Origin of the sequence: Telluria antibiotica (assembly GCF_011682055.1) — a bacterium.
Lineage (GTDB): Bacteria > Pseudomonadota > Gammaproteobacteria > Burkholderiales > Burkholderiaceae_D > Telluria > Telluria antibiotica.
In genome coordinates this window covers 256,594-271,953 of record NZ_JAAQOM010000006.1, presented here as the reverse complement: position 1 = coordinate 271,953, position 15,360 = coordinate 256,594, and the positions used below count along the sequence as shown (strand labels likewise).

Sequence of the window (15,360 nt, the reverse complement as noted above, 5' to 3'; positions counted from 1 at the left end):
GGTGGCGGCGGGACTAGGACAGGGGGAGCACCATCGCCTGTTCGAACGTCGTCCGGCCTGCCATCGGTATGGGCGCGCCCACGTCGGTGAAACCCATGCGCCGGTAAAGCCGCGCGGCCGCGCCGTCGCCGGCCGTCACGTCGAGACGGAGTTCGGATGCCTTGCGCGCGCGGGCCCAGTGGATGGCGGCGTCGAGCAGCGCGGCACCCACGCCGCATCCGCGCGCCTCGGGGGCCACCCACACCTGGTACACGCTGGCGTGGTCGCCTTCCATCTTGACCCAGGCGAGGCCCACGGGCGTGCCGTCCACTTCAGCCGCGAACGGCCAGCCCTGCTTGTGGGCGCCGAGCGCGGGCGCGGCCAGGCGCGCGGCCCAGACGTCGTCCGTGCGCAGGACTTCGTCGGCGTGCGTGCTGCCGAATGCCTGGGGCGAATCGGCCAGCGCGCGCAGGCGGAGGTCGCGGTAAACGGGCCAGTCGTCTGGGTGCAGGGTGCGGATTGCGGGCATGTCGGGGTCGCGCGGCATGGGGTGTCCTGTCAGAGGTCGATCTTCGATCATAGACGATTGCCATTCTTGACACAACGGAGGGTGACGTAGGCGCGGCAAAAACCGCATGAGCAAGCGCGAAAACCTTCGTTGTCGCCCGTATTGGGCGGCCTTAAGCTGGGGCCATCGTCAACTCCAGGACACGCCTCCATGGCCGCCGTACCGCATACCCGCCAGCAATTCGACATCAAGCCGTTCGACGCGCCGCTGGGCGCCGAAGTGCTCGGCCTCGATCTGTCACTGCCGCTCGACGCGGCCGACTTCGCCCGCCTGCACGAGGCCCATCTGGCGCACCATGTGCTCGTGTTCCGCGAACAGCGCATCACGCCGGCGCAACAAGTGGCGTTCAGCCGCCTGTGGGGCCCGCTGCAGATCCACGTGCTGCGCCAGTTCCAGCTGCCGTCGCAGCCGGAAGTCCTCGTCGTATCGAACATCCGCGAGAACGGCCGGCCCATCGGCCTGGGCGATGCCGGCCACTTCTGGCACTCCGACTTGTCGTACAAGGAGAAACCCAGCCTCGGCTCCATGCTGCACGCGCAGGAGCTGCCGGCGACGGGCGGCGACACGCTGTTCGCGAACCAGCATACGGCGTGGGAACGGCTGCCCGGCTACCTGCAGCGCGCGGTGCGCGACGCGCGAGCGGAACACAGCTACCTGGCCCGCTACGCCGACCTGCAGAAGAAGAATCCGTGGCGTCCGAACCTGACACAGGCGCAGATCGACGAAGTGAAACCCGTCGTGCAACCCGTCGTACGCACGCATCCGGAGACGGGCCGGCTCGTGCTGTTCGTCAGCGAGCATTTCACGACGCGCATCGTGGGGCTGCCGGACGACGAGAGCCGCGCGCTGTTGTCCGAGCTGTTCGACCGCAGTACCCGCGCCGAACACGTGTACCGCCACCGCTGGCAGCCGCACGACATGGTCTTCTGGGACAACCGTTCCGTGATGCACCTGGCGGCCGGCTGTCCGGATGACCAGCGCCGCAAGCTGTACCGCACCACCATCGAGGGCGACGCCCCTTACTGAACCACGAGTCCTTACCACATGCGCCTACCGTTCCGCCCAATCGCCGCCGCCCTCGGCCTCGCCACCCTCATCGCCGCCGCGCCCGTGTACGCGGAAGGCAAGCTGCGCATCGCCCAGCAGTTCGGTATCACCTATCTGCTGTTGAACGTCGCGCAGGACCAGAAACTGATCGAAAAGCATGGCAGGCAGCTGGGCGTGCCCGTGACGGTCGAATGGGTCCAGCTCTCGGGCGGCAATGCCGTCAACGATGCGCTGCTGTCCGGTTCCATCGACGTCGCCGGCGCGGGCCTCGGCCCGCTGCTGACGATCTGGGACCGCACTGCGGGCCGCCAGAACGTGAAGGGTGTCGCATCGCTCGGCAACTTCCCGTACTACCTCGTGTCGACGAACCCACAGGTGAAGACGATTGCCGATTTCACCGACAAGGATCGCATCGCGCTGCCGGCGGTGACCGTGTCCGTGCAGGCCCGCGTGTTGCAGATGGCCGCCGCGCAGCGCTGGGGCAAGGCGGAGTACGCGCGCCTGGACCGCTTGACGCAGACGGTGCCGCATCCGGACGCCGCTGCCGCCGTCATCGCGGGCCGCACGGAGATCAACAGCCACTTCGCCACGCCGCCGTTCCAGGAGCAGGAACTGGCCGCGAATCCGAAGGCGCATATCGTGCTCAGTTCCTACGACGTGCAAGGGGGTCCGGGTTCGTTGACCGTGCTGTACGCGACGGAAAAATACGTGAAGGAGAACCCGCAGACGACCCGCGCATTCATCGACGCGCTGGCGGAGGCGGCGGAACTCGCGACGAAGCACCCGGAACTGGCGGCCGACGCCTACCTGCGCGTGACGAAGGCGAAGATCGACCGGGCGGAGCTCGTCAAGATCATCAGGAATCCCCAGTTCCAGTACACGGTCGCGCCGCGGAACACGCTCGGCCTCGCGCAATTCCTGTACCAGGCGGGCGCCATCAAGAAGCAGCCCGCCAGCTGGCAGGACTATTTCTTCCCGAATCCGGCGCTCGCGCCGGGCAGCTGAGGAGCCGCGATGAGCGTACTGCCTTTCCAGGCCGTGCCCAACGGGCCGCTGCTGCGGGCGCGGGGCGTCACCATCGAGTACCCGGCCGGCGATGCCATCGTGCGCGCCACCCACGACGTCAGCTTCGACGTGTGGCGCGGCGACCGCTTCGTGCTGCTGGGTCCTTCCGGCTGCGGCAAGTCGACCCTGCTGAAGGCCGTCGGCGGCTTTATCGCGCCCTGTGCCGGCAGCCTGGAACTCGACGGCCGCGCGATCGCCGGGCCGGGGCGCGACCGCATCGTCGTGTTCCAGGAGTTCGACCAGCTGGCGCCATGGAAGACGGTGCGCCAGAATGTCATGTTCCCACTGCTCGCCGGGAAGACGCCGAAGCGCGAGGCCGAGGCGCGCGCCCTGCACTGGATCGAGAAGGTGGGCCTGTCGCGCTTCGTCGATGCGTATCCGCACACGCTGTCGGGCGGAATGAAGGCGCGCGTCGCCATCGCACGGGCGCTCGCCATGCAGCCGGAGATCCTGCTGATGGACGAACCGTTCGCCGCGCTGGACGCGCTCACACGGCGGCGCATGCACGAGGAATTACAGGTCCTGTGGGACGAAGTGCGCTTCACGATGCTGTTCGTGACGCATTCGATCGAGGAAGCGCTCGTCGTCGGCAGCCGCATCCTCCTGCTGTCGCCGCATCCGGGCCGCGTGCGCGCGGAGATCAACAGCCACCAGTTCGGGTTGCACAGCGCGGGCGGTGCCGAATTCCAGGCGGCGGCGGAGCGCATCCACGGACTGCTGTTCGGTGCGGAAGCCGCGGTGCCCCAGCGCGCGCGGGCGGTGCGATCGTGAGCGCCGCGGCGAACGCGTTGCGCGAACCGCCCGTGCGGCCGGAGTACGAGTTGCCGCTGGCGCCCGCGCCGGCCGGCACGGCGGAGCGGCCGTATTCTGTTCTACAGCGGCTGTTGCGCTCGGCCTGGCCGCGCAAGCTCGCGCTATTGCTCGTGCTGGCGGCGCTATGGGAAGCGACGGCGCGCTGGGTCGGCAACGACCTGCTGCTGCCGGGCTGCATGCAGACGGCGCGTGCGGTGGCGGCCGGCGTCGCGTCGGGCGAACTGCCGCGCTACGTGGGCGTGTCGCTGTGGACGCTGCTGCAGGGGTATGCGGCCGGCGTCTCGGGCGCGTTCGTCCTCACCACGCTGGCCATGTCGACGCGCATCGGCCGCGACGTGCTGGAGACGTTGACGGCGATGCTGAATCCGCTGCCCGCCATCGCGTTGCTGCCGCTGGCACTGCTGTGGTTCGGCCTCGGGCAGGGCAGCCTCGTGTTCGTGCTGATGCATTCCGTGCTGTGGCCTCTCGCGCTGGCGACGTATGCCGGCTTTCGCGCCGTGCCGGAAACCTTGCGGATGGCCGGCCGCAACTACGGCCTGGGCCCGTTCGCGCTCGTCACGCAGATCCTCGTGCCCGCGGCGCTGCCGGCAATCCTGTCCGGCCTGAAGATCGGTTGGGCGTTTGCCTGGCGTACGCTGATCGCGGCGGAACTCGTGTTCGGCACCACGTCCGGCAAAGGGGGGCTGGGCTGGTACATCTATCAGAGCCGCAACGAGCTGTTCACGGACCGCGTGTTCGCGGGACTGGCGGCCGTCATCGCCATCGGCCTGCTGTTCGAACACCTCGTGTTCCAGTCGGTCGAACGCCTGACCGTGCGACGCTGGGGCATGCAACGCTGACAAGGCGCGCTACGCGGACGGCGTGTCGTTTGCGCCGACGCCCCGGATCGGTTAGGATCGGCATCCCGCGCGGCATGCGCTGCGCATGGCCGCCCCACGAAGACGCACGATGACTTTCCTGAACGTTCCCTACGCAGAAAAAGACGAAGCCCGCGCCCTCGGCGCACGCTGGAATCCCGGCCGCAAGCGCTGGTACGTCCCGGATGGCGTCGCCCTCGAACCCTTCCAGAAATGGCTGAAGGAAGGCGCCCCTGGCGGCCGCGTGGATTCGGCGGCGGCCAAGCCCGTCGTGGGCGTGAACTACGTCGAACTGCCTCATGCTTGCAACCCGTTCGAGCCGTGCGCCGAGTGTGCGCGGGCGCTGGCGGGCACGCCGTGGCAGCAGGCGCGCGCCGCGTTGGCCGCCACGGTGGCGGCGCTCGGCAAGCGCTAGGGTTTCCCCAGCACGCCCAGCACGGCCAGGCTCATGGCCTGGGCCGCCGTCTTGATCGACGGTGCCGGCACGGGCGCATAGAACGGCGAATGGTTGAACGCGAGCGGCTTGCCGCCCGGGCGCTGCGCCGCCGCGACGGCGTCCGGCGCGTACACGCCCGTGAAGAAGAACATCGAGGGAATGCCTTCGTTCGCGTACACGGAAAAATCCTCGCTCGCGGTCATCGCGGGCATCCGCACCGCATTCTGCGGGCCGAATGCGGCGCGGAACACGGCTTCCGTGCGGCGCACGAGGGCGTCGTCGTTGACGATGGCGGCGCCGCCCGGAATCAGGCGGACGTCGGGCGCCGGCGCGCCGGCCATCGCGGCGGACGCGTTGGCCACGCGGCGCACGCCGTCCAGCAGCTTCGCGCGCACGTCCGGGCTGTACGAACGGATCGTGCCGCGCACCTGCACCGTGTCGGGGATGATGTTGCCGACCGTGCCGCCCTGGATCGCGCCGATCGTCACGACGCCGAATTCCTTCGGATCCTTCTCGCGGCTGACGATGGTCTGCACGTCGACGATGAAGCGGGCCGCGATGGCGATGGGGTCGATGGCCTTGTCCGGCGCCGAGCCGTGGCCGCCGCGGCCATTGAATTTGATCTCCAGTGCGTCCGAGTTCGACGACACGGGACCGCTCTCGAATCCGACCGTGCCGTACGCGAGCGGCCAGGAATGCAGGGCGAACGCGTAGTCGGGTTTCGGGAAGCGCTTGAACAGGCCGTCCTCCAGCATGGCGCGCGCGCCGGACACGGTTTCCTCGGCCGGCTGCGCGATGAACATCAGCGTGCCGTGCCACTCCTGTTTCAGCTCGACGAGCGTGCGCGCGGCACCGAGCCATGCGGCCATGTGCACGTCGTGGCCGCAGCTGTGCGCCGTGAACGCGGCGCCGTCGCGTGTGTGGTCGCGGCTCGCGTACGGCAAGCCCGTCTTTTCTTCCATCGGCAAGCCGTCCAGCTCCGTGCGCACGAGGACCGTGGGCCCGGCGCCGTTGCGCAGAAGGGCGACGAGGCCCGTGCGCCCGACTTTTTCCGTCACGTCGAACCCCAGCTTGCGCATCGCCTGCGCGAGCTTGTCGGCCGTGCGCACTTCCTGGAATGCGATCTCGGGATGCGCGTGCAAGTCCTGGTAGATGCCTTCGAGCCACGGATACATGCCGTCGACGCGGCCTGCGACCTGCGTGTTCAGCGGCGCGGCGGATTGCGCGCTGGCGCCGCCGGCCAATGCCAGCAGCAGGAGGGAAACGGCGGAAGTTTTCAAGCGGGCCTCATCGAACGGTGACGAAACGACAAGGCTAGCACGGCCGCGTCAGGCCGTGCAAACGCGATTGCGGCCTTCGTGTTTGGCCGCGTACAGCGCGCGGTCGGCAGCTTGCAGCAAGGTGGCCGCGTCGTCGCCGTTGGCGGGCCACATGGCGATGCCGAATGATGCCGTCACGTCCGGCAGCAGCGTATCACCGTGGTGCAGTTCGAGGGCTGCGATGGCCGTGCGGAGCGCCTCGGCGCTGCGGAGGGCCCCTGTGGTATCGCATTCGGGCAGCACGAGCACGAGCTCTTCGCCGCCATAGCGACAGGCGACGTCGCTGCGCCGCACGCCCTCGCGCAGCACCTGGCCGACGGCGCGCAGGACGATGTCGCCGGCCTCGTGGCCGTACGTGTCGTTCATGCGCTTGAAGTGGTCCAGGTCGATCATCACGACGGCCAGCGCCGCGCGCCTGCGTTCGGCGCGGAACAGCTCGCGGCGCAGGGCCTCGTCGAAATAGCGGCGGTTGTACAGGCCCGTGAGTTCGTCGACGGTCGACTGGCGCCGCAGCACCTCGCGCAAGTTGATGTTGCTGGTGCCCAGCGCCAGCTGTTCGCTGATGGCGTTGGCGGCCCCCTCGTCCGACGCCGCGTCCGGGCCGGCCGGCACGCTCGCGACGAGCAGTCCCAGCACCTCGCCCTGCGAAATCATCGGCACGCACAGGTCCGTGTGCCCCGGTGCGCCGTCGCGGCAATGCGGGCAGCGCAGGCCATCGTCCGGCCCGGCCACGTGCATGCGGCCGAAGCGCAGGCTCCAGCACTGGGCAGGGCTGACGAGGTCCGGATGGTGGCCGGCGCTGCCCCATGTGGCGACGCGCTGCAGGAAGTCGCGCGAATTGCGGTACAGGTAGACGGCGCCCGCGCTGCCGGGCAGCAGCTTGGGCAGGAACGCGGGCAGCACGTCGCGCAACTCGTCGGCGTCCGTCAGGCTGTCCATTGCCTGCAGCATCTCCGCGGTGACGGCGAGGCGCTGGCTGCGCGCCTGGCTCGTGCGCGCCTGTTCCGCCTGGTCGCGCGCCTGCTGCTGCGCCAGGTCGGCGGCCTGCGCACGCTCGCGCAGACTGCGCCTGACGACATACAATGCGATGCCGATGATGAGGGCACTCGCCACGCTGGCGACGATGCCCAGCACCGTGTTGTAGCGGAGCGTGGTGGCGAGGCGGTCGCGCAGCGTGTGGCGGTCGCGCTCAAGCGTATCGACACGCTCGCCGATCAGGGCGCGCAGCCGGTCCATGTACGCCTTGCCCGTACCGTTGGCGACGACGGCCGCTGCGGCAGGGAGCCCGTCGGCGCGGCGCAGGGCGATCGATTTCGCCAGTTCGTCCAGTTTGAGGCGTGCGTAGCGATCGATCTCGGCCTGCGTCGCGCGTTCATCCGGCCCGTCCGCGAGCGCTGCCAGCCTGCGCAGGGCGTCGGGGATCTCCGCCGTGGCCGCGTCATACGGCGCGAGGAATGACGCGTCCCCCGTGATGACGTAGCCCCGCTGGCCCGTCTCCGCATCTTTCAGCAAGTCGAGCAGGTGGTCGTAGGCGTGTGCCTTGTCCGAGACGGTCGTCAACGCGGCAATCGTCGCATCGGCCGCGCGGCTGCTGACGAAGGGCAAGGCGGCAAGGCAGGCGACGATCAGCAGGATGACGGCCGCCAGCCAATACAAGCCGGGATCGCGGGTGTCCGCGCGGCGGTCGCCAGGCTGCGTGTCGTTCGACTGCAAAATTTTCTCCTCATTGCGACTGGACGATCGTGCGCCGCGCAGTTGCAATTTTGCTTCACCGAAATCAATTCGTCCAAACGTCGCTTGACGTAAATGGCGATCTCCGAGGGGAACCTTGCGGATCGACTGACGGTCCTGTTCCGTCCGAACCTCGCAGCCCCGCGGCGGGCGGCGCAGGCCGACGTCGCGCCGGCCGGCGGCTGAAGCGCGCTCCCGGCGCGCTGCATGCGGTCAGTGCGCCGGCATCACGAGTACCTGCAGGCCGGACGGCGCCTCGGCCGCGTGATAGACGCGCTGCGTGGCCGCCTTGAAGTCTTCCGGTTTCGCCTTCGGGATGGTGACGAACGTCTGCGGGTTCAGGTCGACGAGCGGGAACCACGAGCTTTGCACTTGGACCATGATGCGGTGGCCGCGCCGGAACGTGTGGTCGACATCGCCCAGGTGGTAGCTGATCGCCTCGACCTTGCCGGGCACGAACGCCTCCGGGTGCTCGAAGCCGTTGCGGAACTTGCCGCGCAGCGGATTGCCCCGCACGAGCTGCTGGTAGCCGGCCATCGTGCCGTGCGGCGGCGGGACGTCGGCGCCGCGTTTCGGCTCCTCGCCCGCCGGGTACTCGGCCGGATAGACGTCGATCAGCTTGACGATCCAGTCCGAGTCCGTCCCCGTCGTCGACACGAACAGCTTCGGCGTGACGGGACCCGCGATGGTGACGTCGTCTTCCAGCACGTCGCTCTGGTACACCAGCACGTCCGGACGCGTGGCGGCGAAGCGCTGGTCCGACACCATGTATTCCTGCGGCACCGACGTGGCCGGGTAGCCGATGTAAGGCACCGGCTTGTTCGGATCGGACACGTATTCGTCGAAGCCTGCGCCAGCCGCCGGCTGCTGCCACGTCAAGCGGCCGCCCGGTCCGAAGTACAGCGTACGCGGCCTGGCCTGCACGGGCGGCCATGCCGTGTAGCGGCGCCACACGTTGCTGCCCGTCTCGAAGGACGTCACTTCGGCGATGGGCTGCGCCGGCTTTACGCCCTTGAGCTGCTGCTCGAAGAACGGGAACTGGATGTGCTGGCGGAAGTACTCGCCCGTCTTGCTGTCGAACGACACGCGGCCCAGTTGCTTGCCGTCGTAGCGCGCCCACCCGCCGTGCACCCACGGGCCGATCACGAGCCCGTCGAACGTGCCGGGGTTGTACTTCTTGATCGCGTGGTACGTGGTGAACGGGCCTTGCGGGTCTTCCGCGTCGAACCAGCCGCCCACCGTCAGCACCGCGGCCTTCACGTTCTTCAGGTGCGGCGCGATGGCGCGGGTCTGCCAGAACGCATCGTACGTGTCGTGGTCGATGGTGGGCGCCAGCAGCGCGCGCTGCTTGTCCGTCATGGTGCCGAGGATGTTCGCGAGCGTGCGGTGCTTCAGGAAGAAGTCGTAGGCGTCGGCCGCGCCGTAGTCGAATTCGGCCCACGTCTTGGGCAGCGGCGTCGGGTTCTGCTGTTCCGTGAACGAGGCGTAGAAGCCGAAGTTCGCGGCCAGCATGAAGGCGCCGCCGTGGTACGAGTCGTCGCCCATGTACAGGTCCGTCACGGGTGCCTGCGGCGACGCGGCCTTGATCGCGGGGTGCGAATCGATGATGCTCGCGGACGTGTAGAAGCCCGGATAGCTGATGCCCCAGATGCCGGCCTTGCCGTTGTTGTTCGGGACGTTTTTCAACAGCCATTCCATCGTGTCGTACATGTCCTGGCTTTCCAGCCCTTCGCCGGCGGCGCGGCGCGGGTTCACGTGCGGCGTCATCTCCTGCCACTTACCCTCGGACATATAGCGGCCGCGCACGTCCTGCTTGACGAAGATATAGCCCGCGTCCTCGAATTCCTTCGACGGCCCGATCTGCTTCGGGTACCAGTCCTCGCCATAGTGCAGTTCGCCGTCGGCCTGCACGCCCGCGCTGTACGGCGTGCGGTTGATGAGGAGCGGGTACGGCTTCGACGCGTCCTTCGGGACGTAGACGACGGTGAACAGCTTCGTCCCGTCGCGCATCGGGATGCGGTATTCGTACTTGGTGTACGTCTCGCGCAGGTCGCGCGGCGCCGGCTTGGCGGTTTCCTCGGCGTGCGCGGCGTGGACGGGGACGGGCGGCAGGGCGGAGCACGCGAGCGCCACCAGCAGGGTAAGCAGGGGCAGGCGTGCGGGCAGGGAGTGACGGGTCATGACTTCCTTGGCGGGGTGATCAAACCCGCAGTATAAATCCGCGCTCCTGCGTTGTCGTTCTTTTATCGGCAGCCGCCGCCCGATGCCTTACTCGACGACGAACACGCGCGCCCGCGGATCCTGCCCGCGCACGAAGTCCACGATGGCGTCCGTGGACACGGTGTCGATCCGCCCGGCCATGCGGCGGTCGAACGGGTGGTCGTCGAACGCGACGTTGGCGCGGAACATGCGCGCGCCCAGGCGGGTGACGGCCGGGATCTGGATGGTGCGCACGTGGTAACCCTGGCCCTGCAGCCAGGACTGGGCCTCGGCGCGGGTCTCGACGGCGCCCGGCGGCGCGCTGGCGGCGGCCAGGGTCTCGAGCACCCACTGGTTCGAGTTCTGGTAGCGCGTCGAATACACATACGCGAGCATGTTGTAGTGCGGGTCGTGCAGGCGCCGCGCCGTGCGGCTCGCGAGCAGCTGCGCCACGCGCGCCTGCACGTCGGGCGGCGGAATGACGACCTGCGCCCGGTAGCGGTACAAGTCCGTCAGGAAGAAGTTGCCGACGCCGTCCACGTACAGGTCGGAGCTGGCAGTGCCGCACGCGTTCAGCTCTTGCACGACGGTCCAGCGGCCGGCCGCGTGGTCGCGCACGACGATGCCCATGTGCGAGTAGTCGATACCGTACTTGCTGAGGTCCTGGCCGGCGCGGGCCAAGAGGGCGACGGTGGCGCCGCTTTCCTCGAGGGCGGCATACGTCCGCTGCGCGAGCGACAGCGACCGGCGCACCTCGTCCACGCTCAGCGGCTCCTCACGGCAAGTCTGGCCCGCGTGCGCAGGCAGGGCTGCGGCCAGCGCCAGCGCGCAGGCCAGCCGGGCGACGCGGCGGTCAGGACGCGCGGGCATGGTGAAGGAGCGCCTGGCCGACTTCGTTCGGGATGAATGCGATTACCTTGCCCGACAGGACGAGCGCCTGGCCGGCCGACATGGCGACGACCTGCAGCACGGTGCCGGCGGCGATCGACAGGCCGCGTGCGGCCTCGCCCGACAGGCGGACGGTCGCGCGGCTGGCCTGGCCCGCGCCTTCGAGCACGACTTCGACACCGTCGGCCACCGCTTCCACGCTGGCGACGACGACGCTCCCGGTGACGCTGACGGCGACGAGCGAGCCGACCACGACACTTCCCGTGACTTCGCTGATGGCCCTCGAGGGCGCCGACGGATCGGCGGCGGAGGCGCTGGCGCAGGCCAGGCCCAACAACGTTGCGAGCAACAAGCGTTTCATGATCCCTCCGTGAATAACGTGGCGCCATGTTGCCGTGAGCACCATGCCGGGCCAAGTCCAACTTGCAAAAGTAGCACGCTGCGCGCCTTTTGGTACTGCCTGGCGCTACCGGCAGTGCGGCCGGAAGGCTTGCGGACCGATGCGCACACGGCCCCGGAAATCGCCGAATTTACGCAACGGCCCGATGCGCCGGGCCGGCCGGCGTACCGTGCAGGGGGTCTCGCCGAAACGGATTTAATATGCGCAATCTGACGAGGGCTCAATCAGGAGGACGCACGCCATGACCGATTCCACCGATATCAACCAGACGCGGCGCGACCTGCTGATCGGCGGCGCGCTGTCGGCGACGGCCGCGGCGCTTCCGCTCGGCTGCGCGCACGGTGCCGAGTCAGGGGCTACGACGCCGGCACCCGTGACGGCCAAGGTGGCGCTGCGCGTCAACGGCCAGCGCCGCGAGCTGGAACTCGACACCCGCACCACGTTGCTCGACATGCTGCGCGAGCACCTGCACCTGACGGGCACCAAGAAGGGCTGCGACCAGGGCCAGTGCGGCGCCTGCACGGTGATCGTCGACGGCCGCCGGATCAACGCCTGCCTGAGCCTCGCCGTGATGCACGAGGGGGCGGAAGTCACGACGATCGAAGGCCTCGGCACGCCCGACAAGCTGCATCCGCTGCAGGCGGCGTTCGTCAGGCACGACGGCTACCAGTGCGGCTATTGCACGCCGGGGCAGATCTGTTCGGCCGTTGCGGCGCTGGACGAGATCCGGCGCGGCGTGCCGAGCCACGTGAGCGCGGACCTGAACGCGCAGCCATTGCTGTCGCCGGCGGAGCTGCGCGAGCGCATGAGCGGCAACATCTGCCGCTGCGGCGCGTACTCGAACATCATCGACGCCATCACCGAGGTCGCGGGAGGCAAGGCATGAAAGCGTTCACCTACCAGCGTGCCGGCACGCCGGCCGAAGCGGCGGCGGCCGCTGCGCAGCACCCGGGCGCGCGCTTCATCGCCGGCGGCACGAACCTGCTCGACCTGATGAAGCTCGAGATCGAAACGCCGCCGCACCTCGTCGACGTCAACGGCCTGGAACTCGACAAGATCGAATCGATGCCGGACGGCGGCCTGCGCGTGGGCGCCCTCGTGCGCAACACGGACCTGGCGGCCGATTTGCGCGTGCGGCGCGACTACGCCGTGCTGGCCCGGGCGCTGCTGGCGGGTGCGTCGGCCCAGCTGCGCAACAAGGCGACCACGGCCGGCAACCTGCTGCAGCGCACCCGCTGCCCGTATTTCTACGACACGAACATGGCGTGCAACAAGCGCACGCCGGGCAGCGGCTGCTCTGCGATCGGCGGCTACACGCGCCAGCTGGCCATCGTCGGCCACAGCGACGCCTGCATCGCCACGCACCCGAGCGACATGGCGGTGGCGATGCAGTTGCTGGACGCGGGCGTGGAAACCGTGCGCCCGGACGGTACGGCGCGCACGATCCCCATCGCCGACTTCTACCGGCTGCCCGGAGCGACGCCGCATATCGAAAACACCCTGGTTCCGGGCGAGTTGATCACGGCCGTCACGTTGCCGCAGCCGCTGAAAGGCAGGCACTACTACCACAAGGTGCGCGACCGCTCGTCGTACGCGTTCGCGCTCGTGTCCGTGGCCGCGGTCGTCCGGCCGGACGGCGTCGGTCGCGTCGCGCTGGGCGGCGTCGCACATCGGCCGTGGCGGGTGCAGGCCGCGGAGAGCCGGATGCCGCACGGGGCCAAGGCAGTCACCGACGAACTGCTGGCGGGGGCGCGGACGACGGCCGACAACGCGTTCAAGGTCCCGCTCGTCCAGCGCACGCTGGCCGCCGTGCTGGCGGATGCACGCAAGGCATGAGGAGGCAGCGATGAAATTCACGACACCCGCCAAGACGAATCCCATCGACCGCCTGCAGGTGGTCGGCAAGCCGACGGACCGCATCGACGGCCCGTTCAAGACGACCGGCACGGCGCCGTATGCGTACGAACGGCACGATGCCGTACCGGACGCCGCCTACGGCTGGGTCGTCGGCGCCGCCATCGCGAAAGGCCGCATCACGAAGATCGATACCGCGGCGGCGCGCGCCGCGCCGGGTGTCATCGCCGTCGTCACGTACGAGAACGCGGGCAAGCTGGGGAAAGGCGACAAGAACACGGCGCGGCTGCTCGCGGGCCCCGAGGTGCAGCACTATCACCAGGCGGTCGCCGTCGTCGTCGCGCAGACGTTCGAGCAGGCGCGCGCCGCGGCGAGCCTCGTGCACGTCGAGTATGCGCCGCAGAAGGGCGTGTACGACCTCGAGGCGGCGATGAACGCGGCCGGCCCGTCCGGCAGCAAGCAGAAGGACAAGTCGACGACGAAGGTGGGCGACTTCGACCACGCGTTCGCGACTGCGCCCGCGAAGGTCGACGCCGTCTACCGCACGCCGGACCAGACGCACGCCATGATGGAGCCGCACGCGTCGATCGCGGTCTGGCAAGGCAACAAGCTGACGTTGTACACGTCGAACCAGATGGTGCACTGGGGCGTGCAGGACATGGCGAAAACGCTGGGCATCCCGGAGGCCAACGTGCGGCTCGTCTCGCCCTACGTCGGCGGCGGCTTCGGCGGCAAGCTGTTCCTCCGTTCGGAAGCGCTGCTGGCGGCGCTGGGCGCGAAGGCGGCGGGGCGGCCCGTGAAGGTCACGTTGCAGCGCGCCCTCATGATGAACAACACGACGCACCGGCCGGCGACGATCCAGCACATCCGCATCGGCGCCACGCGCGAGGGGCGCATCGCGGCGATCGCGCACGAGAGCTGGTCGGGCGACCTGCCGGGCGGCCAGCCGGAAACGGCGGTGAACCAGACGCGCCTGTTCTACGCGGGCGCGAACCGCTTCACGCAGATGCGGCTTGCGGTGCTCGACCTCGCGGAGGGCAACGCGATGCGCGCGCCGGGCGAGGCACCCGGCCTGATGGCGCTGGAGATCGCGATGGACGAGCTGGCGGAAAGGCTCGGCATGGATCCTGTCATGCTGCGGATCGTGAACGATACGACGGTGGACCCGGAAAAGCCCGGCCGAAAATTTTCGACGCGGCGCTTCGTCGACACCCTGCGGACGGGTGCGGAGCGCTTCGGCTGGGACAAGCGCAATCCCAGGCCGGCCCAGGTGCGCGACGGCCGCTGGCTCGTCGGCTACGGCATGGCCGGCGCCTTCCGCAACAACATCAACATGAAGTCGGGCGCGCGCGTGCGGCTCGAGCGGGACGGCACCGTGACCGTCGAGACGGACATGACGGACATCGGCACCGGCACCTACACGATCATCGGCCAGACGGCGGCGGAGATGCTGGGCGTGCCGCTCGAGCGCGTGAACGTGCGCCTGGGCGACTCCACGTATCCCGTGTCGGCCGGCTCCGGCGGCCAGTGGGGCGGCAACAGCTCGACGGCCGGCGTGTACGCGGCCTGCGTCAAGCTGCGCGAGCACGTGGCGAAGAAGCTGGGCCTGGACCCGGCGCATGCAGAATTCGCCGAAGGCATGGTGCGCGCCGGCGGCAAGGCGCTGCCGCTCGCGCAGGCGGCGCGCGACGCCGTCGTCGTCGGCGAGGATACGATGGAATACGGCGACCTCGCGAAGACGTACCAGCAGTCGACGTTCGGCGCGCATTTCGTCGAGGTCGCGGTGGACGCGGCGACAGCGGAGGTGCGCGTGCGCCGCATGCTGGCCGTGTGCGCGGCGGGCCGCATCCTGAACCCGAAATCGGCGCGCAGCCAGGTGATCGGCGCGATGACGATGGGCGTGGGCGCCGCGCTGATGGAAGATCTCGTCGTGGACAAGCGCGCCGGCTTCTTCGTCAACCACGACCTGGCCGGTTACGAGGTGCCCGTCCATGCGGACATCCCGCACCAGGAGGTGATCTTCCTCGACGAGACGGACCCGATGTCGTCGCCGATGAAGGCGAAGGGCGTTGGGGAACTCGGCATCTGCGGCGTGGCGGCGGCGGTGGCGAACGCGATCTACAATGCCACGGGCGTGCGCGTGCGCGATTATCCCGTCACGCTCGACAAGCTGCTGCCGGGGATGCCCGCGTATGCTTGAACAG

14 protein-coding genes are annotated in these 15,360 nt (G+C 69.1%); 8 read left to right on the top strand and 6 right to left on the bottom strand.

Features of this window, described 5'->3' with window-relative positions:
• Positions 1-13 precede the first annotated feature (13 nt).
• Entirely contained in the window at positions 14-526 is a 513-nt protein-coding gene (locus tag HAV22_RS12275; protein WP_166859358.1) for a GNAT family N-acetyltransferase, read from the bottom strand.
• A gap of 171 nt (positions 527-697) precedes the next feature.
• On the opposite strand from HAV22_RS12275, the gene HAV22_RS12270 reads away from it, so the two are divergent.
• The 5 genes from HAV22_RS12270 (at position 698) to HAV22_RS12250 (ending at position 4,744) form a co-directional block, all read left to right on the top strand.
• Positions 698-1,573 carry a TauD/TfdA dioxygenase family protein gene (locus tag HAV22_RS12270; protein WP_166859357.1) on the top strand — a complete coding sequence of 292 codons (876 nt, stop codon included), beginning with the start codon at positions 698-700 and terminating at the stop codon, positions 1,571-1,573.
• Between the two features lie 18 nt (positions 1,574-1,591).
• Entirely contained in the window at positions 1,592-2,599 is a 1,008-nt protein-coding gene (locus tag HAV22_RS12265) for an ABC transporter substrate-binding protein (RefSeq protein WP_166859356.1), read from the top strand.
• A gap of 9 nt (positions 2,600-2,608) precedes the next feature.
• Positions 2,609-3,430, top strand: a complete 822-nt coding sequence (locus HAV22_RS12260; protein ID WP_166859355.1) for an ABC transporter ATP-binding protein — start codon at positions 2,609-2,611, stop codon at positions 3,428-3,430.
• On the top strand, positions 3,427-4,311 hold the full coding sequence (locus tag HAV22_RS12255; protein ID WP_166859354.1) for an ABC transporter permease: 885 nt from the start codon (positions 3,427-3,429) through the stop codon (positions 4,309-4,311). Before HAV22_RS12260 ends, HAV22_RS12255 begins: the two co-directional genes overlap by 4 nt.
• A gap of 109 nt (positions 4,312-4,420) precedes the next feature.
• Complete coding sequence (locus HAV22_RS12250; RefSeq protein WP_166859353.1) at positions 4,421-4,744, top strand: DUF5710 domain-containing protein; 324 nt, start codon at positions 4,421-4,423, stop codon at positions 4,742-4,744.
• Here HAV22_RS12250 and HAV22_RS12245 read toward each other — a convergent pair.
• The 5 genes from HAV22_RS12245 to HAV22_RS12225 form a co-directional block, all read right to left on the bottom strand.
• Positions 4,741-6,045 (bottom strand): amidohydrolase, encoded by a 1,305-nt coding sequence (locus HAV22_RS12245; protein ID WP_371869625.1) that lies wholly within the window; start codon positions 6,043-6,045, stop codon positions 4,741-4,743. The genes HAV22_RS12250 and HAV22_RS12245 overlap by 4 nt on opposite strands.
• A gap of 48 nt (positions 6,046-6,093) precedes the next feature.
• Entirely contained in the window at positions 6,094-7,797 is a 1,704-nt protein-coding gene (locus HAV22_RS12240; RefSeq protein ID WP_166859352.1) for a diguanylate cyclase, read from the bottom strand.
• Positions 7,798-8,028: 231 nt separating this feature from the next.
• Entirely contained in the window at positions 8,029-9,996 is a 1,968-nt protein-coding gene (locus tag HAV22_RS12235; protein WP_166859351.1) for a CocE/NonD family hydrolase, read from the bottom strand.
• 87 nt (positions 9,997-10,083) lie between these two features.
• Positions 10,084-10,884 (bottom strand): DUF2145 domain-containing protein, encoded by an 801-nt coding sequence (locus HAV22_RS12230; RefSeq protein ID WP_166859350.1) that lies wholly within the window; start codon positions 10,882-10,884, stop codon positions 10,084-10,086.
• A complete protein-coding gene (locus HAV22_RS12225) occupies positions 10,868-11,263 on the bottom strand; it encodes a hypothetical protein (RefSeq protein ID WP_166859349.1) in 396 nt (131 codons plus the stop codon). Before HAV22_RS12225 ends, HAV22_RS12230 begins: the two co-directional genes overlap by 17 nt.
• Positions 11,264-11,543: 280 nt before the next feature.
• On the opposite strand from HAV22_RS12225, the gene paoA reads away from it, so the two are divergent.
• The 3 genes from paoA to paoC are packed head-to-tail and all read left to right on the top strand — an operon-like array spanning position 11,544 to position 15,356.
• Positions 11,544-12,188 carry an aldehyde dehydrogenase iron-sulfur subunit PaoA gene (paoA, locus tag HAV22_RS12220; protein ID WP_166859348.1) on the top strand — a complete coding sequence of 215 codons (645 nt, stop codon included), beginning with the start codon at positions 11,544-11,546 and terminating at the stop codon, positions 12,186-12,188.
• Entirely contained in the window at positions 12,185-13,138 is a 954-nt protein-coding gene (locus HAV22_RS12215; protein WP_166859347.1) for an FAD binding domain-containing protein, read from the top strand. The genes paoA and HAV22_RS12215 overlap by 4 nt, the downstream gene beginning before the upstream one ends.
• A gap of 10 nt (positions 13,139-13,148) precedes the next feature.
• Positions 13,149-15,356: an aldehyde oxidoreductase molybdenum-binding subunit PaoC gene (paoC, locus tag HAV22_RS12210; protein ID WP_166859346.1), complete on the top strand. Its 2,208-nt coding sequence runs from the start codon at positions 13,149-13,151 to the stop codon at positions 15,354-15,356.
• Positions 15,357-15,360 lie beyond the last annotated feature (4 nt).